28 protein-coding genes, 1 tRNA gene and 1 pseudogene are annotated in these 22,957 nt (G+C 44.6%); 15 read left to right on the top strand and 15 right to left on the bottom strand.

Annotated elements, in window-relative coordinates; genetic code table 11:
• Positions 1–150: 150 nt before the first annotated feature.
• Positions 151–582: a type II toxin-antitoxin system HicB family antitoxin gene (locus tag M2387_RS03000; RefSeq protein WP_259047061.1), complete on the bottom strand. Its 432-nt coding sequence runs from the start codon at positions 580–582 to the stop codon at positions 151–153.
• A 194-nt stretch (positions 583–776) separates the two neighbouring features.
• On the opposite strand from M2387_RS03000, the gene zntB reads away from it, so the two are divergent.
• Complete coding sequence (zntB, locus tag M2387_RS02995) at positions 777–1,763, top strand: zinc transporter ZntB (protein WP_259047060.1); 987 nt, start codon at positions 777–779, stop codon at positions 1,761–1,763.
• 263 nt (positions 1,764–2,026) lie between these two features.
• On the opposite strand, the gene ttcA is transcribed toward zntB, so the two are convergent.
• The 14 genes from ttcA to M2387_RS02925 all read right to left on the bottom strand — a co-directional run bounded on the left by ttcA (position 2,027) and on the right by M2387_RS02925 (position 12,647).
• Positions 2,027–2,959 (bottom strand): tRNA 2-thiocytidine(32) synthetase TtcA, encoded by a 933-nt coding sequence (gene ttcA / locus M2387_RS02990; protein WP_259047059.1) that lies wholly within the window; start codon positions 2,957–2,959, stop codon positions 2,027–2,029.
• 49 nt (positions 2,960–3,008) lie between these two features.
• On the bottom strand, positions 3,009–4,250 hold the full coding sequence (locus tag M2387_RS02985; protein WP_259047058.1) for a site-specific integrase: 1,242 nt from the start codon (positions 4,248–4,250) through the stop codon (positions 3,009–3,011).
• Positions 4,251–4,463 (bottom strand): excisionase family protein, encoded by a 213-nt coding sequence (xisR, locus tag M2387_RS02980; protein WP_259047057.1) that lies wholly within the window; start codon positions 4,461–4,463, stop codon positions 4,251–4,253.
• 61 nt (positions 4,464–4,524) lie between these two features.
• Positions 4,525–4,767 (bottom strand): DUF4060 family protein, encoded by a 243-nt coding sequence (locus M2387_RS02975; protein ID WP_259047056.1) that lies wholly within the window; start codon positions 4,765–4,767, stop codon positions 4,525–4,527.
• A gap of 7 nt (positions 4,768–4,774) precedes the next feature.
• Positions 4,775–5,083 (bottom strand): DUF7740 domain-containing protein, encoded by a 309-nt coding sequence (locus M2387_RS02970; protein WP_259047055.1) that lies wholly within the window; start codon positions 5,081–5,083, stop codon positions 4,775–4,777.
• Positions 5,084–5,123: 40 nt separating this feature from the next.
• Entirely contained in the window at positions 5,124–6,215 is a 1,092-nt protein-coding gene (locus M2387_RS02965; RefSeq protein ID WP_259047054.1) for a RecT family recombinase, read from the bottom strand.
• A 13-nt stretch (positions 6,216–6,228) separates the two neighbouring features.
• Positions 6,229–9,252: a RecE family exodeoxyribonuclease gene (locus M2387_RS02960; protein ID WP_259047053.1), complete on the bottom strand. Its 3,024-nt coding sequence runs from the start codon at positions 9,250–9,252 to the stop codon at positions 6,229–6,231.
• Between the two features lie 143 nt (positions 9,253–9,395).
• Positions 9,396–9,560, bottom strand: a complete 165-nt coding sequence (locus tag M2387_RS02955; protein WP_259047052.1) for a YdaE family protein — start codon at positions 9,558–9,560, stop codon at positions 9,396–9,398.
• A gap of 9 nt (positions 9,561–9,569) precedes the next feature.
• Positions 9,570–9,755, bottom strand: coding sequence for a YebW family protein (locus M2387_RS02950; RefSeq protein ID WP_259047050.1), 186 nt, complete (start codon positions 9,753–9,755; stop codon positions 9,570–9,572).
• A complete protein-coding gene (locus M2387_RS02945) occupies positions 9,755–9,952 on the bottom strand; it encodes a hypothetical protein (RefSeq protein ID WP_259048346.1) in 198 nt (65 codons plus the stop codon). The genes M2387_RS02950 and M2387_RS02945 overlap by 1 nt, the downstream gene beginning before the upstream one ends.
• Before the next feature lie 704 nt (positions 9,953–10,656).
• A complete protein-coding gene (locus M2387_RS02940) occupies positions 10,657–11,493 on the bottom strand; it encodes a hypothetical protein (protein ID WP_259047049.1) in 837 nt (278 codons plus the stop codon).
• Positions 11,456–11,635 carry a hypothetical protein gene (locus M2387_RS02935; protein ID WP_259047048.1) on the bottom strand — a complete coding sequence of 60 codons (180 nt, stop codon included), beginning with the start codon at positions 11,633–11,635 and terminating at the stop codon, positions 11,456–11,458. The genes M2387_RS02940 and M2387_RS02935 overlap by 38 nt, the downstream gene beginning before the upstream one ends.
• Positions 11,636–11,803: 168 nt before the next feature.
• Entirely contained in the window at positions 11,804–11,899 is a 96-nt protein-coding gene (locus tag M2387_RS02930) for a YoaK family small membrane protein (RefSeq protein ID WP_259047046.1), read from the bottom strand.
• 37 nt (positions 11,900–11,936) lie between these two features.
• On the bottom strand, positions 11,937–12,647 hold the full coding sequence (locus M2387_RS02925; RefSeq protein WP_259048265.1) for an XRE family transcriptional regulator: 711 nt from the start codon (positions 12,645–12,647) through the stop codon (positions 11,937–11,939).
• Positions 12,648–12,751: 104 nt separating this feature from the next.
• Here M2387_RS02925 and M2387_RS02920 point away from each other — a divergent pair, with 104 nt between their 5' ends.
• The 14 genes and pseudogenes from M2387_RS02920 to M2387_RS02855 all read left to right on the top strand — a co-directional run bounded on the left by M2387_RS02920 (position 12,752) and on the right by M2387_RS02855 (position 22,844).
• Complete coding sequence (locus tag M2387_RS02920) at positions 12,752–12,982, top strand: transcriptional regulator (RefSeq protein WP_259047044.1); 231 nt, start codon at positions 12,752–12,754, stop codon at positions 12,980–12,982.
• 23 nt (positions 12,983–13,005) lie between these two features.
• On the top strand, positions 13,006–13,578 hold the full coding sequence (locus M2387_RS02915) for a toxin YdaT domain-containing protein (protein WP_259047042.1): 573 nt from the start codon (positions 13,006–13,008) through the stop codon (positions 13,576–13,578).
• Positions 13,579–13,662: 84 nt separating this feature from the next.
• Positions 13,663–14,439, top strand: a pseudogene (locus M2387_RS02910) (replication protein); the annotation flags it as partial.
• A 283-nt stretch (positions 14,440–14,722) separates the two neighbouring features.
• Entirely contained in the window at positions 14,723–15,187 is a 465-nt protein-coding gene (locus M2387_RS02905; RefSeq protein WP_259047040.1) for a replication protein P, read from the top strand.
• Positions 15,184–15,672: a hypothetical protein gene (locus M2387_RS02900; protein WP_259047039.1), complete on the top strand. Its 489-nt coding sequence runs from the start codon at positions 15,184–15,186 to the stop codon at positions 15,670–15,672. The genes M2387_RS02905 and M2387_RS02900 overlap by 4 nt, the downstream gene beginning before the upstream one ends.
• Positions 15,662–15,985 carry a hypothetical protein gene (locus M2387_RS02895; protein WP_259047038.1) on the top strand — a complete coding sequence of 108 codons (324 nt, stop codon included), beginning with the start codon at positions 15,662–15,664 and terminating at the stop codon, positions 15,983–15,985. Before M2387_RS02900 ends, M2387_RS02895 begins: the two co-directional genes overlap by 11 nt.
• Positions 15,982–16,620, top strand: coding sequence for an ASCH domain-containing protein (locus M2387_RS02890; protein WP_259047037.1), 639 nt, complete (start codon positions 15,982–15,984; stop codon positions 16,618–16,620). The genes M2387_RS02895 and M2387_RS02890 overlap by 4 nt, the downstream gene beginning before the upstream one ends.
• Before the next feature lie 433 nt (positions 16,621–17,053).
• Complete coding sequence (locus M2387_RS02885; protein WP_259047036.1) at positions 17,054–19,777, top strand: NB-ARC domain-containing protein; 2,724 nt, start codon at positions 17,054–17,056, stop codon at positions 19,775–19,777.
• A 309-nt stretch (positions 19,778–20,086) separates the two neighbouring features.
• Positions 20,087–20,698 carry a DUF1367 family protein gene (locus tag M2387_RS02880; protein WP_259047035.1) on the top strand — a complete coding sequence of 204 codons (612 nt, stop codon included), beginning with the start codon at positions 20,087–20,089 and terminating at the stop codon, positions 20,696–20,698.
• Between the two features lie 5 nt (positions 20,699–20,703).
• Complete coding sequence (locus tag M2387_RS02875; protein WP_409039422.1) at positions 20,704–20,904, top strand: hypothetical protein; 201 nt, start codon at positions 20,704–20,706, stop codon at positions 20,902–20,904.
• A 2-nt stretch (positions 20,905–20,906) separates the two neighbouring features.
• A complete protein-coding gene (locus M2387_RS02870; protein WP_259047031.1) occupies positions 20,907–21,488 on the top strand; it encodes a recombination protein NinG in 582 nt (193 codons plus the stop codon).
• Positions 21,485–22,174, top strand: a complete 690-nt coding sequence (locus tag M2387_RS02865) for a bacteriophage antitermination protein Q (RefSeq protein WP_259047030.1) — start codon at positions 21,485–21,487, stop codon at positions 22,172–22,174. The genes M2387_RS02870 and M2387_RS02865 overlap by 4 nt, the downstream gene beginning before the upstream one ends.
• A 223-nt stretch (positions 22,175–22,397) precedes the next feature.
• Positions 22,398–22,468: transfer RNA gene (locus M2387_RS02860), tRNA-OTHER, on the top strand.
• Between the two features lie 139 nt (positions 22,469–22,607).
• Positions 22,608–22,844 (top strand): hypothetical protein, encoded by a 237-nt coding sequence (locus M2387_RS02855; protein ID WP_259047028.1) that lies wholly within the window; start codon positions 22,608–22,610, stop codon positions 22,842–22,844.
• Positions 22,845–22,957 lie beyond the last annotated feature (113 nt).

The raw sequence follows: 22,957 nt of genomic DNA, 5'->3' as shown, positions 1-22,957 counted from the left end.
AATTACTTATACGGCGCAGCTTTATACAGCGGGGAATTAGTGGTGTCAACAGATGACGTTAACCATCTGTTATTGTATGGTTATTCTTAAAGTGTCATTGTGCAGAGAGATAATATTTATGGCGAGTGTCAGTGACACCCGCATAAAAATTCAGGGAAGTTTGGCGACTGACACAGAGACTTCATAGCCCAACAGATACAAGGCTTGCTCCAGTGTTTCGACTTTTGAGGCATGTTCAACGTCCAGCAACCTGTCAATTTGAGGACCTTTCTGATTCAATTTCCTCGCCAGATCGACTTTCCTTGTACCGGTATTAATCATGGCATTACTCAGTGCTATTTTTAAACAAGTCAGTACGGGCAGATGGACAGTTATCTCCCCGGTTTCGGCTGGAGAGGGTGCAGGTACTGGGATCCGCGATTCAATCAAATCGGCAATAAAAGCGGTCAGCCCATCTTTTGCTTCCAGTTCCACGTCATCTTCGGTTAATGCGCTGGAATAGCACTCGGTAAAATCGCGGTAGCTTATCTCGTACTCACCGGATTCATCATCGAAAGAGACGGTGATGGGATATCTGAACATATTTAACCTCGGTTGTTATCTGGTTTGATTCAGTCTAACACTGAAAACCAACATAAAAGAGTAGAAATAAAACATAAATGTTGTATTTGCGCGCAACAATAAGCTAATGATTTGCTTGCCGGAGAACATTTTGTGATTTACGGTTAAATAAAGCCAGACAATGAAAAGAGATACTCAGCATAAGGAAGGTGGAAGTGGATGTCATTAAAGGTAGTGAACTCAATGTGCCGGACGCAATTTTTGCCTGGCAACTCGATGGTAAGGGGGGAGCCCGGCCCATCGACAATGACAGCGTTATTGATAGCGAACATCCCTGCTGGTTACATCTCAATTATACCCTCCAGAGTAGTGCAGACTGGCTCGCCTCAACTCCCCTTATTCCCGATAACATACGTGATGCGTTGACCGGCGAAGGCTTGCGTCCCCGCGTATCCCGGCTGGGGGAAGGATCATTAATCACTCTGCGTTGTGTTAATGGCAGTACTGAAGAGCGGCCTGAACAGATGGTCGCGATGCCCTTATTTATGAATGACCGTTTAATCATTACCACTTGCCAGCGAACCATACTGGCTCTGGACGATGTGATAAGCGATCTTGCATCGGGGAGCGGTCCGACATCAAGTGGCAGCTGGCTGGTCAGCGTCTGCGATGCGCTAACCGACCATGCGAGTGATTTTGTTGAACATCTGCATGATACGATTATCGATCTTGAAGATGACCTGCTCGATCAAAAAGTCCCTCCGCGCGGTACTCTGGCATTACTGCGTAAGCAACTGATTGTGATGCGTCGTTATATGGCTCCTCAGCGGGATGTCTATGCCCGTCTGGCCAACGATCGTATTAGCTGGCTCAGTGACGATCAGCGACGTTTAATGCAGGACATCGCTGACCGCCTCGGCAGAAGAGGTCTGGACGAGATTGACTCCTGTATTGCGCGCACCGCGATAATGACAGATGAAATATCCCAACTGATGCAAGAGGCTCTGGGAAGACGAACTTATACTATGTCTCTTATGGCGATGGTGTTTTTACCCAGCACTTTCTTAACCGGGCTTTTTGGTGTCAACCTGGGCGGTATTCCTGGTTCAGACGGGACATTTGCTTTTACTTTGTTCTGTATTGCGCTGGTGGTGATCATTGGCTGTGTGGCAGGTTGGTTGTATCGCAGAAAATGGATCTAAAAAGTCAGATTGCTTATGTTCCCAGTAAACCACCATTAACTTGAGCAAAATCAAGAAACAGCATGGGGACTTAAGTAATAATTCATCTCGCAGGTGAATACAACGTCAACCGAGTGATGGGCGTTGTGCTCCATATTTGTCTTACTTTCTTTTTAAGAATTAATGCATAGCACAGTTAATTCCGATGATGCCGACTTTAATCAGTCGGCTTTTTTTTTACCTGTATCAGATAAAAACCCTCCCATGGCGAGAGGGTGAATACACTATTTTATTTCCAGAATATCCAGACGCTGTACCGGCATCTCGGTATCTTCATCAGGCTGCCAGCCTGCCGGTTGCAAAGGCATCTCCTCTCTGTCAAAGGCTAAATCCCCGCCGTTGATAACCTCAGAACCATGCGTGATACCTTTAAAATCAAACAGCTCGGTATCACAGAGATGGGAAGGTACTACGTTTTGCATCGAACTGAACAGGGTTTCTACTCGGCCCGGATAACGCTTATCCCAGTCGCGCAGCATGTCGCCAATCACCTGGCGCTGTAAATTAGGCTGTGAACCGCACAGGTTACAAGGAATGATCGGATACTGACGAGCGGTTGCGAAACGCTCGATATCTTTTTCACGGCAATAGGCTAGCGGGCGAATAACAATATGCTTTCCGTCATCACTCATCAGCTTCGGTGGCATACCTTTCATCTTGCCGCCATAGAACATATTCAAAAACAGTGTCTGAACGATATCGTCGCGATGATGACCGAGGGCAATTTTAGTCGCACCTAATTCAGTGGCGGTACGGTAAAGGATGCCACGGCGTAAGCGAGAGCACAGTGAACAGGTGGTTTTTCCTTCCGGGATCTTGTCTTTGACAATAGCGTAAGTATTCTCAGTAACAATTTTATATTCCACGCCTTCATTTTCGAGATAGGCAGGCAGAATATGGTCCGGAAAACCGGGCTGCTTCTGATCGAGGTTAACCGCTACCAGGCTAAAATTAATCGGCGCGCTCTTCTGCAGGCTGCGCAGGATCTCAAGCATGGTATAGCTATCTTTGCCGCCGGACAGGCAAACCATAATGCGGTCGCCTTCCTCAATCATATTGTAATCAGCAATTGCCTCGCCAACATTACGGCGCAGACGCTTCTGTAATTTATTCAGGTTGTACTGCTGCTTCCTATTTTCTTCTTTATTATCAATCATTTAACGTTTACTCAAGTATCAAATGGGACATAATTGGGACAAAATCGTTTTAAAATGCCAACTTTTCATTCAGCATCTCTACCTGTTCGTGATTCATCTCTTCTATCCATGCGGCATAGACTTCATAAACCATCTGCGCGTTTTCATGCCCCATCTGATTAGCAATAAAAGACGGGTTAGCGCCTGCGGCTAATAACCAGCATGCGAAAGTGTGCCGTGTATGGTACGGATTGCGGCGGCGAATACCAGCACGTTTTACAGCAGAATTCCAACGGTCACCGATGCTACTTAAAGAGTAATACGGTTTTTGCTCTCCTTTACTGACCCTTGGCATAAATACGAAATGTACTCTCTGACGTTCTGTATGGCCGTATTCGCGGTGATGATAAACGATTTCAGTCTTAGGATGCTTTCCTGTCAGTTTTTGTTGCGCTGTCAGGGCATCAATTGCCGGTTGTAGCAGTGCGACTGTGCGTATCCCCGCCTCAGTTTTCGGAGGACCAAACATACCTAACGTATTCAGACTTCGTTTAACACTGACAGTTCCTGCCTTAAGATCTATATCTTCCCATGCAAGAGCCGCAAGCTCACCATGTCTCAATCCGGAATAAACAGCGAATTGCCACAAGTTTCGCCTCTGTCCTTCATTGAAATGCATTAATTTATCGAATTCAGCACGAGTGAGGGGATCAGGCTTAGTCTTACTCTTCTGTAGTTTTTTTATCCCTTCAAAGGCTTTTTCAGAAGTGAAACCAGAACGATGAGCAAAACGCAAAAGGGCGCACAGTAAAGATACATAGTTATCAACCGTTCTTACGCTTCGTCCAACTTTGTTTGTTCGGATCTCAAGAGAGTACATCGTTTGTCCCTCCAGTAATTCTGTTCGATATTTTAGAACATCGTTATGTGTGATATCTCTTATAAGTGTTTCAGCGCCAACTATTTTGGTCAGAGTTTTCAATTGCGAGCCAGTTTTACGGTAGGTATTAGCACATAACTCAATTCTTCTGTTTTCTAGCCAGGTTGTAACCAATTCACTGAATGAAGTGATTTTGTTTGAACCGGTTGCGGTTAATACGGCACTGCTGGAGTCTGGGAATCGTACACTGTAGTTAAATTCACCAAGAGAAATCTCACTGACGACAAGCATTCTGAATTGGCCTGCTTTTTTTATATTTGCAGGGGTGGCGTACCAATCCTTGAGTAACTCACGGCAGCGCTTACCTTTGTACATGAACCAGATGCGAATTCTCCGACCGCGTAATTCCACACCTAGAGGTAAGTCTGCCATTTATGCTTCCTGAATCATTTGATTGATTTTTGGGTAGTTGTACCAGGTTATGCCTCGCGAGGTTTTAATCCCTTTAGGGAAGTGCCTTTTAAAATGCACGCCTTCAACCCAGCAGCCTTGTCTATATTGTTCAATTTGACGAAGGCCTAAACCTGTATTTGCGGCTAGTTTTTCTGCAAGAACCCATTCTTCGTTAAAAATTACCTGTGCCATAGGTAGCTCCTAACCGGCGAAATTATATCTTCGCCGGATGCGTTATTTTGATTATTCAAAATCAGTTATTGGTTTGTGCCGGTAGGTTCCGAAGCTTACGAAAACCATTCATTGCCGTGGCTACATAACTGGCTGAACGATTGACGACCTCAACAGTGACTTTCATGCCGTCTACCGATACGGTGTAGTTGGTTCGTGATTTCTGCCTGCCGTAGTTCCCGAATTTTGCATGATGGGTTGCCAGGGCTATTTCACATGCGCGACTTCCTACTGGTGATTGTTTACTGCGATTAATCAGGCGCATATTCACCTCACACAAATACATCAACAGGGTCGCCGGCGGCGCGAGCGTTATCATTAGCCTCGCGTATCAGGCCGAGCACATAGCCAACCGGATCCCAACTGGACAGGATAGCGTTAAGCTCTTTCTTGCTGTGCCAGCTGGTTAGGCGCTTTTGCAAAGCTGTTGCACAAGCACGAATGTTCACGCGAGTAGGCCCAGCCATTTTCATGCAGAGGCTTAGCGTCAGCAGCAGGTCTGAATACTCATTAGCAGCTACACGTAAGGCTTCAGGATCAATACTGGCTTCGAGTTCAGGTAATCGATGTTTGATGCTCATATCCACTCCTTAAGCGGGAGGGTTTCCCCTCCCGTAATGGTTATCTAACGTATTCAGGTTTCATATCGTCCAGGGTGATACGGAACCCGTCATAGAGTTCGTCACCGATATGACGTTTAGCGGCATTCAGAGTGGCTTCTGCTTTAGCGAAAAGCGCTGATGCTTCAGGTTCGCCTGGATTAGGTAGGGCGTTGATTGCTGTTTCGACCTTGTTACGGTGATCAACCAGGTAATAACGTTTCACAGCTTTATTCTTCAGCTCAGTAAACAGGGCGTTACCGAGCGTGGATTTATGAGATTCAATTTCGCCGCGTATTTCACTTGCTACGGCTGCAGTGTCAGCCGCGTCTATACGGTCACGGAACTCATCAGCTAGGATGTCGATATTCTGGGCCGATTCCTGTGCGCTACTGGTGGTTGATACAGCGCTGCTGGTGATTTCTTCCATGGATACTTTTGTCGCTGAAGCTGGATTCACAACTTTCTCTTCACGCTCATCAATTTCATCAGCGGTATAAACACCGAGAATCACATCAGGGCAGTACAATCTGGCCCAGCGTTTAACGGCAAGGTATGCCAGCTGCTGGCGCGGATCGCTTGCCCAAAGCGTTGAGTTGCGCACTTGAGCCTGAGAGAGATGCAGCTCTAATACTCTGGGCTCAGATTCGCCATTAAAAGTAGCCCAAGCTCGAACGCCTACCCCCGCTTCGTCGTTTAGATCCCAACCCGGAGCGATGTATTTCTTCCCATCTCTATTTTGTTTCTCTACAAAGCGCCCAACAATTCTTTCCCACGGACCAAACCACTCAAAGTTAATACGGTCTTTCGTTGGAGCCATTCGAGTAACCACTGCATTGACAAGCTGTGCTTCGTAGCCAAGAACGCCAGAATTACCAACAATGAATGTTTTCTGGGCGACAGCGAAGGGGTCCATTCCCCAGCGGGCAGCCTGCATAACAACAGCCATACAGGCGTCAGGTTTTTCTCTGAAATGCGCGGGGACAAAGTTTCCACTGTTGGCCATAACTGCAGAGATTTTCAGAAGACGATCGAACAGGTCGCCGTTAGTCAGAATTGAGACGTTATCGATCATCTGAGTTTTGTTGTCAGCAGTAGCAATTGAAGTAGTCATTAGTCGTTTCCCCTTATGCCTGACCGCGCAACGCTTCTAAGCGACGCACATCAAAATCGTTGAGTTCTTCTGAATAGTCTTCGGTAATCGGCGCTGGCCACTCACCCGTATCAAAGCCGTTCGCTATCGCCCGCATAGATTTACGGTACTCGAGCATGCCCAACTCCAGCAGTTCGGCTGATGCCTCTATGATGGCTATCCAGTGGTAGTTTTCGTCTTTGTTAACGAATATCCAGAAGAACTGATCCAGAGCAGCTGTTTCGCAGTACATGGCAGCACTCAGGTGATAATCGCGCTCGATGATTTCCCGGTGGAGCTTAGCCCGCAAACCTTCCTGCTTGATGTTCCACATGCTGATGGTTTTCAGGTCAGCACCGATACGTGCGCCCATATCGATTTCGAGGTCAGGGCGGACACGGATATCTAAACCGGTTTCTTCATCAATACCGAAGTAACTGACTTCAACGGCTCTGCTCGGATGGGTCAGCAGTTTTCCGGCTGTAGGGTGGTTTAATAGCGCTTTCTGGATTGCATGCGCTGTACTCAATTGCTGACGAGTTACCAGAATTTTGCCTTCTGGATTCTCACGCCAGGCATCCAGTAGTTCGTCAGCAAATACCGAGTCAGGTTTGACCGCTTTTAATGACAGAATCAGGTCAGTTTTGGTACCCGATACTTTCAGCGGCTGCTCTTTCTGTGCTTCCTGGGCAACTAAATCAGGATTGATGATTGCCAGTTGCTCGAGCAAGGTGTCACGGCTGCCACTGGCTTTAACCTGAGGTGGAAGGGTGGCGTTGTACTCTTTGATACAGGCTTTCATCGCGGCTGCTGTTTGCTTCTGGCCTTCTTCAATACGCTGGAACTCTGCCAGCAATGCCATATAGCTCTGTCCGGTTTCTTCTAAAGAAGATCCCAGTGCAACCTGAGGTGGAAGAGTGGCGTTGTGCTCTTCAATCAGTGCCTTGATATCGTCAGCGCTGAGCAGAGAAGGTAGTCCAGCGTTATATTCATCGATAGCGGCGCGAATTGTCGCTGTGGTGGTAAATGCACCCTCTGGAATTTCAGGCTCAACACTGAATTCCTGATACAGCGATTCAGGCTGCAGTGCTAGGGCATGCACCAGGTTTCCCATATCCAGCACCTTAGAGCGTTCTTTCTGAATGGTTTTCTCAACATGACGGGCGTTGAAATACATCGGAGATACGCGAACGTCTTTAACCATCGTTGAGCTAACACCGTTCGCAGCGTGATAGACCTCGTTCGGGAGGCCCTCATAACGCCCTGGTTCGAAGTATTCCGGCCATGCTGGTTCCGGTGCTGATTCAGTCTGTATTTCTTTTTTAGTTACAGTGTCACTTGTGGTTATTGGTTCAACACCTAAACTCGGTTCTACTTCTGCATCAGTCGGATTACTCGATGAGGAACCGCAATCTGAACAGTGACCGCCACCGATAGCTCCGCATGACATGCAGACAACGTTATTTACGGGATCTGTTTGCGAACCAGCTGCATCAACGCTTTCGCCCGCTGATAACGCAGTATCAGTTTTGTCTTCGATTTGGACAGTCTCTTCCATCGGCACATTGTTGGCGTTCTCCGCTTCTTGTTTTACGACTTCATTTGAGGGGCTGGACACCAGGCCTTCGATTGAGAATACGCCTGTACCGAGGTTTTCTATTTTCGGCTGTAAGGCTGCTTCCTCAGCTCGGCGACGGGCACCTTCTTCCCGAACTCGCTGCAAATTCTCTTCGTGGGTGCAGAATGTCTTGCGGGGGTTTTTATCCAATTTTTGAGCGGCTGGGTCACTGGCACCTTCTATGCCTTCGCCACGCTTCGGCACAATCTCCCCGCGAGCAGCGGCTAACATCTCATCAACTGACTCCCGAGTTACCTGCGCAGCAGCAACCATTTCTGTACTTGGCTTGTCGTGCTGATATTCAGTCAGGCTGGTCGTTATGTACGTTTGCAAGCTGGCTGGAGAAAGGTGAACGCCTTCATCTGCGCCACGGATAAGGGCAAAAATAGCCGCACGGGAATAGTCCAGAATACCGGCGCAACTGCGCAGGGCTGCGGACCACTCTTTAAATGGATTTTCTTTCTTCTCAATGATTTCTTTGGCACGGCGGTGAACGGAACCAGGGATGCTGTAGATATCGAAATCCGGCGCCATAGTTGCTGCCGCAATTTCGACATCCAAAGAATCAAGAGTGTGTGCACAGTCAGGATTTCGGTCGGTTTTATTCCCGCCCCCAGCATTCGTGCCTTTATCGGTACGCTGGATTGAAGAAACACGCTTACCGGATTGCCACTCCTTCACCAGGAGTCCACGGTCAACGTGGGGAGTGTCGATCCAGATATTGATAAAACGGCACAGAAGGCTGAGTTCTGGCGTCTTAGCATCAATAGGGAAGACGTTTTTTACCGCAGAAGTCATTAGCCACAGGGCGTAGTCCTTCATGGTTTTCAGTGATGACTCATTCTCTGAAGCAAGGATCAGATTCTGCACATAAGCATTATCAGTATCCATTTCAGCAGCAAGCATTGCTTTTTTCTGCTCGTTATCAATGTGGTATGCATATTCTTTATCGGCCAGGAACTGCGCTACAACGCGCTGACGGAATGGCAGAGTGCAGACACTCGTCATTACGGGCATATCCCGGGTGCGGAACTCTTCAACCTGAGCTGCTGCTTTTGCTTCTGCATCGGATTGAGTGACGACGCCTGCATTACCGGTTTCGTCTGGCTTCACTTCGACAGTTTTCACAATCGGCAACCAGGTGCGGTTATCATCGCTGAGTGCATAGCGATCGCACCAAGTGAAATCAATAACGCCTTCTTCCGGAAGATCATCGACAACAGGGAAATTAGTGAGGGCTGGAAGCTGGTAGTCATGGCCGCGACCAACTTCGATGCCATTATCTTCAAGGATGATCTGAACACGTAACTTGGCACGGGCTTCAGTTTTTTCGCTGAACCAGAAAAAGCCAGATGGCTTTCCTGATTTCTGACTTGCCTTGATTAAATTGGAAAATTCCATGGTGAATCCTCAATTTCAGGTGATAGAATCCCCGGGCCATTGTTAGCGCCCATTGGGGTTCGTACTTTGGTTTTGGTAAAAACTCCGGTGTAACTTTGGTCGGTACCACCGGACGTATGGCCAGCCTTGCGCTGGCTAATGCGCTATCCTTCGTGAGCCATCTGATCGTGACTGGCGCATTGCTTTGAACAGTATTCTTTTTCCTTTCTGGACAATTGAGCGCCAGAGCGATAAAGCAGGGTTCTTTTAACTTCCTTTCCCTCTTTCACTGATTTGCTACAACTGTGGTAACCGCATTTCTTTTCCACTTCTTAACCTCACATTGTTGCTAGTAGTTCACCGCCGCTGATAATGCCTTCAACAGGAAAACATTCACCGTTAACGCGCTGCTCTACAGCTGCCTGCTCACATTGTTCCTGGCTGTCGTAAACACCGAGAACAACATCCTGAAACTCACCATTGGTCATGCCGATGGTTAGCACTAAAGCGAATAGCGTATTCATCAGTGCGTACCAGCCGGAACCAGATCCTGTTCAACACTGCGTGATGCGAAAGGGCGGCGAATATTACGCAGGTTTCCATGCGGTTCGTGCCAATACGTCTTGTCGAGATAATCAAAAGATACGAGCCATGCGGCACCAGTGCGTTGGTTGCGCATTGGAACGGCGCGACCGTCATTAGGAATTAAATGGTTTTTCATATCATCCCTACCTGTTAACATTTAACTGATTGATATTTATTCGATATGTGAATCCCCATGTCGCTGTTAAATTACGCGAAATAAGAACCACGCCAGGCCTAACACAATCACACCGACAACTGTTATCAAGCCGAACATCTGAATATGTTCGAGCCAAATCTTTTTTAGTGAACTCCGATATTCTTTCTTGGTTGTCAGGTTTATCGCTATGCCGAGGAGGAAAATTCCAACGAACGCCAACGCATAAATCTTCAAGCCTATGATTAATTCTTCCATCTAACCCTCTGCCCTTATCGCCAGGCTGGCGGAACGTTGACCCGAGTATTCGCGCTAATTTATTGGTAATAACTAAGCGGGTTAACTCTCGTCCCGCTAGTGTTGGTTTGTTTTGGTGAGTTAATTTAAAACTATAGTTGTTTCTCAGTCAACAACCATTGTTGTTTTTATTTATTATTAAGATTGTTTTTTGGTCTTTTAGTTGTTTTTTAAGGTGTTTTATTTTTGTGAATACAGTCGAATTTGCTGTGTGACAGAGTGGTCTGGTTGAAATTTAACCGATGTATTGATAATGGGTTTAGATGAAGAGCGGGTGGATATGATGATTTGCGCAATAGGCATGAGGAGGGGCTGGGGAAAAGTTATTGGGGGGGCACAAAAAAGCCGCTGGGGAGCGGCTGGGATAACGAAATTCAATATGCGAATTATTAAGTTGTTAAATTAAGGCCGCGGAAAATGATCAGGGGAGTAATACCGAATGAACCAGATGGTCTACCCATCAATGCGCGCATCATCAGGAGTATACCTTCCATCCCGTTCTTCAAGTCGTTTGTGACTAATGGGTATGGAGCATCAGGATTATCAAATTTATTATCGTCAGCATATGCATCAACGATACAAAGAATGTGCCACTCACCCGGAATAAACGGGCCGTATTTCAGAGAAACATCACTAAGAGTTGTTATTAAATTCGCTGGCTCTACTGACATCCAACTAAGGTTGCCACATGAATCGGCAAAATCTATATGTGCTGTAAGAGGTAATATTTTTATCATTTCTTCAGCATCTTCGAGTCCAGATAACTCATTTTTCAATGCATTTTTTTCGTTATTGTTTTTACATTGCTTTATCTCGTTAGCTTTGATCTTCTTTGCTATTGGCATACATAGATGCACCATCTGAGCATCAAAAATCTTCATCATTCCTTTTATTAAAACTATATCGCCAAGCCTTGCTTCATTCAGACTATTTTTCATTGCCCCTGTTTCTGATAGCTTATCTAAGAGGTTTAAGGGGATGCTCCAAGTTGAATCAAAGGATCTTTCTTGTCCGCGAGACCATGCATCTGAAGTATTTAAACGACCCCCGATGATTGGCAACCCAGCCTTTATCTCTTTTAAATCCTTCTCAGATTCTAGAGCTGTTTGTTTAACATTACTCAAAACACCAGATTCAAATAACTGCGCGGTTAAAGCGCTAATTCTTTCTTTATCAACATAAAAATAATCAAATAGTGAATCTGTGCTTTGTGAGTCTTGAGCCATCCGTTTGTTCCTCTCTGATTTTTTGTTTTTCTTCAGCAATTTTTTTTTGCTTAGACTCTATTTCGTCATAAATTTGTTGTAAGTCATCAACTTCCACTTTTAGCGGGTGCTCATTGACCTTTTTAATCAATCGGCGAATCATAGCAAAATCTCCAAAGAGGCTGTCCGTATGATTATGTTGTCTTCAAAGATCTAATGCAACGTAGATGGGTAAATAATCATCAGTTATTACCGAAATATGTAAGTAATAATTGCTTTGTTTGAAGGCATCACAAACCTATAAAAAGAAGTTGTGAGCCCTTCCGGCGACTCACCGAGACGTTGCATACCCGCCAATGATGAACCATGCAATAAACACTATCGCTGCGACTATGATGGCAGCAGGAAACAGGTATCCGATTTTCATTGTTTTCTCTTAGTCGTTTGGTAATGCGCTGCTGCGATTACCACAGAGTAGAAGACCAGAACATGCGGCCAATAATTTCAACATCAGACAGTTGATGCTCTTCATCAGGATGCTCTTCGCTGTTGTAGCTGCGTAGACTTATACGATCCGGACCTACACGGTAAAGCATCTTGAGGCGTTTCCATCCCTCTTGATTGACGGCGTATATCTTGCCATCCACGATGCGTTTATCATGGCAGTTAATCGCCACCGTAGAGCCATCAGGTATAAACGGCTCCATGCTGTTACCAACTGCAGGGAAGCATAGAACGCCAGAACCGTCTGTACTGGCACCTATTCGGCGTAGAGTTGATTTTGAGAAGCGAAGCTTAAAGCCGTTATAGTCTTCATCGTGAACCCGTCCATCACCGCAAGCAAATTCTATGTCCTTTAAGAAGGGCACTTCCACCTCATCATCGGGTAACGGGGTTTTGCTATCCCATGCATCTACGGTTCCCCATTGACTCTCATGGGGAATGGAACTGTCTGCAGTAGGTGTGCTCATCTGCCCTTTTTCTTCAGACAGCCACTCAGGACGAATGCCAAGCACCCCTGCAATCTCTATTAGCTTTGTGGAGGTTTTGGCTGATCCGTTTTCAATTTTTTGTATCGCAGCCTGACTTATCCCAACTTTTTCACCTAAAGCTTTTTGGGATAATCCTGCCTGAAGCCGCGCCATCTTAAGCCTTTCGGCGAGTGTTTTTTTCATATCCACAATTTACAACTTCGGTTGTTAGTAAGCAAACAATCATAGTTGTTGCAAGGTAAACAACTATGGTTTTATACTGACCTTCGTTAACAACGGAGGTTTTTATGAATGATGCAATTAAAAACGCCATTGCCTTGCTAGGTTCTCAACAAAAACTTGGCTCAGCCTGTGGTGTGTCCCAGCAAGCCGTTTATAAGTGGCTTCATAACAAGGCCAAAGTAGCACCCGAGCAAGTTGTTAGGGTCGTTGCAGCTACTAATGGTGAGGTCAAAGCTCACGAAATCAGGCCGGATCTGCCCAGTCTCTTTCCTCACTCAGATAATACAGCCGCTTAATACGGTCTGTAGAGATAAAACTCATGCAATCACTTTTATTTCAAAATGATAACACCCAGTTTCAGCGGAAGCTGATTTCTAAAAATCAATCGGTGTTCACGCATCGTGGTGCAATTAAATTCTCGGTAATTCGTGAGGCCATGAGCGTTTGGCAGGATAGTTTACCGGGGAAATCTCAGGAAACTATCACTACGCTGATCGTGACTGAGTGGCATCGACGGGGAGGGAAGGGCTTAAACCTTTCTGGCTCGCTACAGAACGCGAAACAAAACTTATTCCGCTGGATCGATAACCCTCGCAACTCTGAAAAGTATGAGCGTTATGTATCGACCCTACTACCCGTTATCGCTGATGTTATGCCTATTGAAATAGCACGTCAGTATGGACTTAAACAGGGTATGACGGATGCGGAGCTGGTAGCGAGTGCAGTGAAGGAATGCAGTGAAGCACACCATGCAAAATTGATGGGTTTACCCATCGAGAAGCTTGAAAAGGAAGTTCGCGAAGCAGCAGAAGCATTGCTGAAATTATTGCCAATAGAGTCTATGGCGCAAGTGGTCAGTGGATTAGTGGTTATTGTTCCGGGGTTGATATGACGGATTTAAAAAAGGTGAAAGTCGGACTGCGCGAACAGTACCGACCTTCGGTGGAATTAACTGGATCAATTCACAGGACTAAGTATGTCAAATGTCGCTGAGATTATCAAATTTCCTGCGTCTGAAAGGGCGCAAAGGGAGAGCAATATGGCTGATCTGGAGAGTGGCTATTTACGTTTAGCCAATCAGATCCAGGATGCCTTGTGTATCGTTGAGTTATCGGGACGTGAGTTTCGTGTGCTGAACAGCATTGTTCGCCTTACTTACGGATGGTCAAAGAAAGAGGACCGGATCACCAATAGCCTCATTGCAGATAAAACCTCACTGGAGGTTAAGCATGTTTCTGAGGCCGTTCTCTCACTGGCAACCCGCAGAATTATTCTGATTAGGCGTATAGGTCAGACTCGATACATCAGCATCAATACTGATCTTAATAAATGGGCTTACACGAAACCAAAGTGTAAGAAATGTGCCGTGATTACGGCTGAGGCAAAATCTCAGGATACCTACAAATTAGGGATAGTTATCCCTGAAAACAGGGATAGCAAAAACGAAGGGGAAACCATCCCCGAAAACAGTGAAAACTATCCCCAAAAACAGGGATTGGTATCCCCGGAAACAGGGAACACCAAAGACATTCTTTCAAATACAGATCTAAAAGATAACCCCCCCTTTAATCCCCCCGAGGGGAAAATCAAGTTTGACCCTTTGAGTATTTCGATCCCCGAATGGCTGGATTCGGTTGCATGGACCGAGTGGGTTACTTACCGCCAGAAATCTGGGAAAGGGATTAAAACCGAACTGACGGTTACAAAGTTATTTCGGTTACTTAAGGGCTGCCTTGACGAAGGACATAACCCGGTCGATGTGATTGATTCAAGTATCGCCAACGGCTATCAGGGATTATTCAAACCCAAAACCCCCACAAAACCCGTAACCAAACAGGGAGATCTGCAGCATGCAAACAATTCCGGAGAATCTGACGCTGTTCAACGTATCCGCGCAGAGCGTCGACGCTGGGAGCGTGAGCGCAGAGAATCAAGCGTGGGAGCTTTGGGAGCTGATGGGGCAAATCTACGCGAACCGCTGGACCCAGAAGAACGGGGACAGGCCAACGAAATTATGGATCACACAGGTTGGAAGCATGACCTCTATCCAGATAACTAACGTCTGTAAATCTTGTATAGAGCGATGCGCTGCGGGCAATAGCTGGCCTCCAGACTTAGCTGAGTTTATCAGCCTTACGGCAGAGGTCAGTGGTGGACGGCTTAATCTGACAGTGAAAAACGTAATTGATGAGTTGAAACGCTGGCGGAATGAGTCTTATAAATATGGTAGCTCTGAACAGTTTCCATGGCGGCACCCTGTTCTGTATCACATTTGCATTGAGATCCGTCGCATTGGAGTAGAGCGAAAACTTACAGCAACAGAGCAGGAGAGGTTAGCGGGAACCCTTCTCCAGCGCTGGGAAAAAAAAGTGGCCACAGGTTTCTCGGTACCGCCGATTCGCCGACAGATTTCAGCCCCTAAGGCTCCTGCTGGACTTACACCAGCCCAGGAAATGATGGCGGAATATCAGCGTCGCAAACAGCAAGAGATGACAAAATGACAATTAATTTTGAAAGTTTGACCATAAACCAGTTAGCTGCGTGCAATGCTGAACTTCAAAGTAAATACCAAGCTGTAGTTGATGAATTAGATCAGGTATCGAATGAGAATACACAGCTGAAATTAGCACTTACAACTGCCATGGAGTCAGTGACAAATTCGCTTCATGTCCTACGTGTCGAGACAGAGCGAAGTAATGCGCTGGCAGTTGAAAATGCACAGTTACGTGCGGCTATTGAATTCGCTACCGCCCCAGATATGTGGGTAGAACAGCATGACGGAATGCTCGATTATCGTTACACAGAGTGGTACGTCGATGTGCTCAATACTGCACTTGAAACCCCGGTTACTGAGGCCGCTATTACTGAGATTAAAGCTCAGGGCGTTGAGGATTTTGCAAAACTCATGCATGCAGACATTTCAGAGTCAGATGCTCTGGAGTTCGCCCAGCAATTGCGCAAGGAGTCAGCCATTCATGAACAGTGAAAACCAGCAAAAGATAATTGCGTTCCTCCAGGAACATAAAACGGCATCGGGTCGTCAGTTAGCAGAGGTTCTAGGGCGTGATAGCCGGTCTGCATGGAATATCCTGATGCACCTGTTACGCAGAGAAATTATCACCCATTGCGGTACCGGAGTGTGCCGTGAGCTCAAGTTGGCTCCAAACTGGGAACGTCATATTTGTCACCGTAAAACAGAGCCACGGCGTAAACCAGCGACACCTGCCATCACAGAGGTTTGCCGTCAAAACTGGCGGGGTTATGAGGTTCATCAAATTTTCGGGAGTGCGAAACCATGAGCGATAAAAATAAAGCAACTAAAGAGCGCGGAGTGATTTTTAACGCTGAAATGGTTAGAGCAATTCTTGCTGGCCGTAAGACTCAGACTCGCCGAGTGATGAAGGTACAGCCAGTTTTATGTGGGCGGTTCTATGAAGTTTATGGAACCGAATGGAATGAGGGGGTTAAATTTGTTCCCGCCATTCCTGGTCATAGCCTTTCAGCTAACTGCCCATTTGGCTCTGTCGGTGACCGCCTGTGGGTGCGTGAGACGTGGGCTGATGCCCCAGCTTCAGCGATAGGATTAACGCTGTACAGAGCTAATTATCCTGAACACGTCCCATCACATTGCGACTTCATTCCAGCGGCTAAAAATATCCTTTGGAAGCCGTCAATCCACATGCCGCGCCGGGCTTCCCGAATAACTCTGGAAATTACCAGTGTCCGTGTCGAGCGGCTAAATGATATTAGTCAGGAAGATGCTCAAGCTGAAGGAATGGAACTTACTGGGTGGCGACCCGATAGCGGAGGTGATTTCCAGACCCCATACGATAGTTTTGTCGAGTTATGGCGATCCATCTATGGTGCTGGAAGTTGGCTATCTAATCCTTGGGTATGGGTGATCGAGTTTAGAGCCCTAAAGCTTGCACTATGAGCGATAACACCGAAACTGTGTGGTCAGTAGAAGTGGCAATGGCTTTTTTTTCAGTAGATCGCGCCGGGTAATTACCGGCGCACCATCAGCATAGACTCAAGCATCATATGTATTGGATTAAACTCGACCTGGCCGCGCTGTGGCGCAGGGCAAAACCTAATCGAAAAGTCCGCTATGTGCCAAGAGCTGGCATTGATATTTAATCTGAGAGTTATTGCATCAAAGCTACTACCTTGATAGCTGTGTAAATACCGTTGAGGGTTTAGCGGAATGAGTTCACAGTTACCCAATGTTGTGTGAGTAACTTATCAATACTATAAAATGAATATCTCTTGCTGTATATGAAAATTGATTATAATGCTTTAAGCTTCCTTATACTACATCCTAACTCATCTCTACCCACTCACTTAGCTGGAAACATTGGAGTTTATTAATGGACTACATATCCAAAAAAATAGGCGAAAAATCACATCTTAATATATTTACTGGTAATTTTCGTGATGCAGCCACTCAGGAACAATCGAGAATAGAGTATATTTTAGTGTTAACACTTGGATATCTTTGGAATAAAAATATTTTAAGAGTCGATGATGACTCAAGAGCTATGTGTTTTCAAAATGTGGTTAGACCATCGATTGGGAGTATCCTGCATTTGGTAAGAGTATTGGATGTAGAGGGAGAAATATTTGGGGGTAAGAAGCTTAAAACATTCAAAGATAGCATTAATAAATACCCTAGCTTAAGGAATGAGTCAATAGGGCATGGGTTCTCATTTGAGGATACGGCCGAAGAACTTTATGAAAGTTTATGTGATATCTATACGGATATTAAAGATGCTGGGCCTGTTTTTTTGAAATCAGACATGGATATTATAAATGTATTCTCTTCGAATGAGACAGCTTCGAAAGGGATTCGATATAAACCGACAGGTGAGTATTCTCCTTGCACTATTTCTCAATCCACGGCTAAATTAGAAAGCAATACTTTATACATATATCATAATGCCGAATATCATAAGATATCTCCTTTTTTAAAAACAGATGAGGTGGATGAGTTCTATCTTTTCTCCTATATAGATGACAAGCTTGCATCGAGAGGAATGTTCAATCAGCTTGTTAAAACAAATAGGAAGTACTTTACGGTTGATGGAATCATTGGTTCTATCATGGAAATCGATGAGCGAAGAGTTAAAGCTAGTAACGGGACTATCATTAATAGTTTCGAAAATAATTATAAAAAATATATTGACACAGCAATAGTCAAAAAATTAGTACAGTTTTTAAAAGAAAATACGTCTACTGTATTCTCTACTGTTTGGGGACATGGGGGTGTAGGTAAAACTGCTTCTATTCAAAGAGTCTGCGAAGTGTTACTTAGTGAGGAAAAAAAATACTTTGACTATATTGTTTTTGTTTCTGCCAAAGATAGAAAATTCAACTATCATACAGGCAGAATAGAAAAGATTAGCGGCAATGTCGACTCTTATGAATCTGTAATAAGATACATTAACAACATTGCTTTCTGCAATGATAATTCTGATCCGTTAGATATAATCAACTTTCAAGGGAGGTTGTTAATCATAATAGATGATTATGAAACTTTTACTCCTCCCGAAAAAGATAAACTACTTGAATTCATAAAGCTACTTGATATTAGTCACCATAAGGTAGTTATAACAACACGTTCAGCCAGTAATATTACAGGTGAGGAGATTGAAGTTAAAGAACTATCGTCATCTGAATCATTAAGTTTTTTTGATAGTGTACTAGAGAACGAACTTGCAATTGACACTGAAGTATATAAAAAAGGTAGGGATTCAAATGAGTTAGCTGCATCAATTCATCAATTGACTAATGGAAGGCCTTTATTTATTTTCCAAAGTGCAATAATTTATGGAGAAAGTGGTTCTATTGAAACGATGCTTGATTCCAAGATAAATACTGGAAAGAATGCTATTGAGTTCCTCTATGGGAGAATAAAGGATTATCTTTCTGTGAGTGCTTTAAAAATATTTGGTGTTATGGGGATATTAACATCAGAAAGTGATTTAATTAATTTGTTATCAAAACTTCAATATATATTAAACATGGAAAGAGATAAATATGAGTTCGAGAAAGCAGTTGCGGAGTTAGTTAAGCTAAAAATAATCATTATTGTTGATGATAAATATTTCAAAGTTTACTCAGGTGAGATTGCTACTCTTATGAGACAATCTTTTCAGGAGGATGGTTCAGTAACTAGTCGCTTACAGCAAATTGGAACTGATAAAGGTTTAGATAATAATCTTTCTCTTCTTAATGATGCGGATAACTCTCGAATCACTAAAAAGCCAAGTGAAGTTAAACAAAAGTATCGGTCGATTATATCGCGATCAGCCACTCCCGCTGAAATAAAAATTCAAGCCGTTATAAATTTGGCACAATATATAATCGAAGATAATGGTATCTATGAAGAGGGCATATCATTTCTTGGTGAATACCAATATGTATATAATAAATCACCTTTATTTGTAAAAACGTATTCCACATATCTATGGCGTGGAGATAAAAAAGAGAAGATTAAGGCTATCAGTTTAATTGGTAATTTACTTCAGCTCGACTCTTTCACAGAGGAAAATGAACGACTTGATTTGCTTTGTGTTTTGATGAGATATGAAGCTACATTCTGCATTGATGCAAGAGAGGAGCTAAAAGATGATTACAGAATTAATGAAATAAATGAAGTGGAATATGAGAGAATATTTTCAGAGCAGCGCCAAGAGTTTTATAGGATTTTTAATTATCCAGGGCTTGAGATATTCAGTTGCATAAAAAATAAAGAACTTGATACTTTTTCTCATGATATAAAAGTAAAGGTGTTGAATGGATTGTCATATTTCACAGAGGTTTGCTTGAGAAGACATCAATTTGAGGAGATTGATGAGGTGTTGGGTTTTGTTTTTAATAAGCTTAAATATAATTATCACGATGTTTTCAAAAGAAAGTTAGACAGAATTAATAGAGCTAGACCGTCAAATGTTAAAAGCTATGATGAATACATCATTCCAGGCAGTGTTGGTGATCGGTTCGAAGCGGCACGATTAGGTGCAAAAAAAAATAGAGTGACGGGTTCTTTCGGTAATATACTGTCCGCTGCATTGAAAGATGCAGAGGTCTGATAATTCGATTTGAGAATTGCCCCCACCTTGTTTTTTTGGAGGGGGTGATAGCCATAACTCAATGTATTTGTTGGGGTTTTAATTTTATTCTCAAAGGTGCATCATAATGCTGATGCACGGAATTTTAAAATGGTAGAAAAATGCAAAGATAAGGATTGATAACTTTGTCCAAGAACATTAGCTAGTTTTAGTTTTCTTGAACTCTGTGCAAGTCGATATCAAGTCATATAAAACTATTTTTGATTTTCCATAATCACCTGTTCATAATGTCAGTGTCAGCCAGAACAACTGACACCCGATATTCGCGCCATGGAGAACTCTGTGGCGCAGTTACAACTCATCAAGCAGTCCTCAGGAATCCTGATCGCCGCCACGCCGGAGACCAGCGACTTTCTGCAATCAAAAATCAAGCTCGGTGCTGTGCTGGTGGCGGACTTTAAGCAAGTCCGTAACCCGGCTTTTCATCGTCGTTTCTTCGCATTGCTCAACCTCGGATTTGAATACTGGGAGCCTACTGGCGGAGCTATATCTTCAAACGAACGAAAATTGGTGACCGGATATAGTAAATATCTTGCATCATTTGGCGGTAATGAGGGCGCTTTGCTTGATGCCGCTGAGCAATATTTAGAGCAGGTCGCCAGCCGTCGCGTTACCAATGGCATCAGCTTGTGCAAATCCTTCGACGCGTATCGTGCCTGGGTCACCGTTGAGGCTGGGCATTTCGATGCTATTCGGTTGCCAGATGACACCCTACGTAAACACCCCCGTAGCATTGCCTTTGCCAATATGGACGAAACCGAGTTTCAGCAGCTGTACAAAGCTGCACTCGACGTTCTCTGGCGTTGGATCCTCTCCCGTACATTCAAAAGCCGCCAGGAGGCAGAGAACGCTGCCAACCAGCTGCTTAGTTTTGCGGGGTGATGGCGATGAAATTAACCTGGTTCCAGCATCCCATTTGTACTATAGAGCAAGCCGACGCGCTTCAGGCGCAGTATCGCCGTCGAAATATCACTGTAAGCCGCAGTCTTAACCCTGATTTCTCCACTTGGACCATCAGCGCATTGCTGCCTGAAAGCAAAAATCTGCCTAAGGCTGATCGTCGCTGGCGTAATCGGATGTGGGGGTAACTATGGCTAAGAAACCTCAGCGCCGGTGCAAAATTTGCAGAGAGAAATTCGCTCCTGATTTCGACAATATCCGCTGGTGCTGCCCGGAGCATGGTGCGCAGTTCGGCCTGCAAGAACTCGAAAGAAAGCGGGAAAAACAGGCCAAGGATAAAGCGAAGAAGGATCGTATTGAGTGGCGCAAAAGAAAAGCATCCACTAAACCGCTCAAGCATTGGGAGGACATGACGCAAAGAGTGGTTAACGATTATATCCGCGAGCGTGATTATGATCTGCCATGCATCAGTTGCGGAACATGGGATACGGTTCAATGGGAGGCTGGCCATTATCGGTCACGGGGTAAGGCTTCCCACATCCGCTATAACGACGACAATATCCATAAACAGTGTCACCAGTGCAACGTCCAGCTATCTGGAAATCAGCAACAATATCGAATCTTCTTGATTGAAAAGATCGGCGCTGAACGTGTTGAGTTGCTGGAAAATAACAATACTCCACATCGATACACCCTCGAAGAACTTGAATCCATTAGAAGGCATTTCAGCGCTTTGCGCCGTAGCCTCGTTAAACAACGGGAGGCCGCATGACGGCACAGCAGTTAGAGTTTGTACGTCAGCAGCTAATTGTGGCCACAGCTGATTTAAGCGGCGCAACGAAAGGGCAGTTAATGGCCTGGCTGGAGAACGCTCAATTCGATACAGGAACATTCAAGCGTAAAAAGCCTCGAGTACTTGATGAGGTCACCGGCAAGATGATAACGCTGGATAATCCGCCCATACCTGGTAAACAGGCACATGCTAAGGGTTCACATATACCACTGATGCAGCCGGTAGAGTACGCAACAGCATCGTGGCGCCGGGCGCTTTTATCTCTGGATGAACATCATAAAGCCTGGCTTCTTTGGAATTACGGCGAGAATATCAGTTGGGATTATCAGGTGACTATTACCCGAAGGGCATGGGAGCAGTTCAACCAGCAAATTGAAGGGAAGAAGGTGACTAAAAAGACTATGGATAGGCTGCGTCAGCTTATCTGGCTGGCTGCTCAGGATGTGAAATCAAGCCTGGCCGGTCGGCAGACATATGAATATCAGAAACTGGCACAGTTAGTTGGAGTCAACAAAACAAACTGGTCACAGAACTACGTAGAACATTGGCTGGCTATGCATGCGATATTTGTGAGACTGGATTCGCAGGCATTATTGCAAGTATCCAGATCACGATCACAACAAAAGGCGACAAATTATCAGCAAGGTATTGCAAAAATGAACTAAACAGCATATATTTCGTATGAATCTGATATTGTCGCTATATCTTTAGATGACGACTAATTCAGTAAGCCTCGTCTTCGTGTGAGGCTTTTCGTTAGTGGTAGTGGTAGTGGTAGTGGTAGTGGTAAGTACAAATCTTAATAGCATCGTATATTGTGATTTTTTAATTGCTCTCAATACTCGTATTGATATTGCGGTCATTTCTAATTAATAAACGCCACACCTAGCACCATAAGCTAAATGGATGAAGCACAGGCTGCAGCCTGAAAGTGCGAGGTTCGATTCCTCGATGGTGCGCCTAATCCGAAACGATGATTGCTATCATTCAGCAGTCATGTAGTAGTTAAGTTATGGTTATTTTGGTAGTTTTCTCATAGCAGAATGCTTTCTGCTGCAATAAAATCCAGAGACTTTCTAACAACTGGATATTATTTATATGAAATGGATTATTTCGGCGATTATCGCCATTGTTGCAGCAATGCTCCTTTATGGTGTATTTACGGCAAAGTCACAACTGAGCGATGGAGCATCAGTTATAGAAGTATCCAGCACATATCAGGCAATGAACCCTGTTAGTCGTTACGGATATGAATGGGTAATGAAAAATGATTCCATCGTTAATTACTCCGTTATTAAAACGAATAAAGTTATTGATGATTTAAAGTCGGAGTAATAATTTTCTATAAATATCTAAGGTCGCTATGTGCGGCCTTTTTTACATCTGAGCCTCGGCATTTGCTGGGGCTTTCTATTTGCGCCCATCCATACAGCTAACCACCTTATCTA

Origin of the sequence: Klebsiella sp. BIGb0407 (genome assembly GCF_024807845.1) — a bacterium.
Lineage (GTDB): Bacteria > Pseudomonadota > Gammaproteobacteria > Enterobacterales > Enterobacteriaceae > JGM124.
Note: the sequence above shows the minus strand (reverse complement) of the source record. Positions and strands in the feature narration are given on the sequence as shown.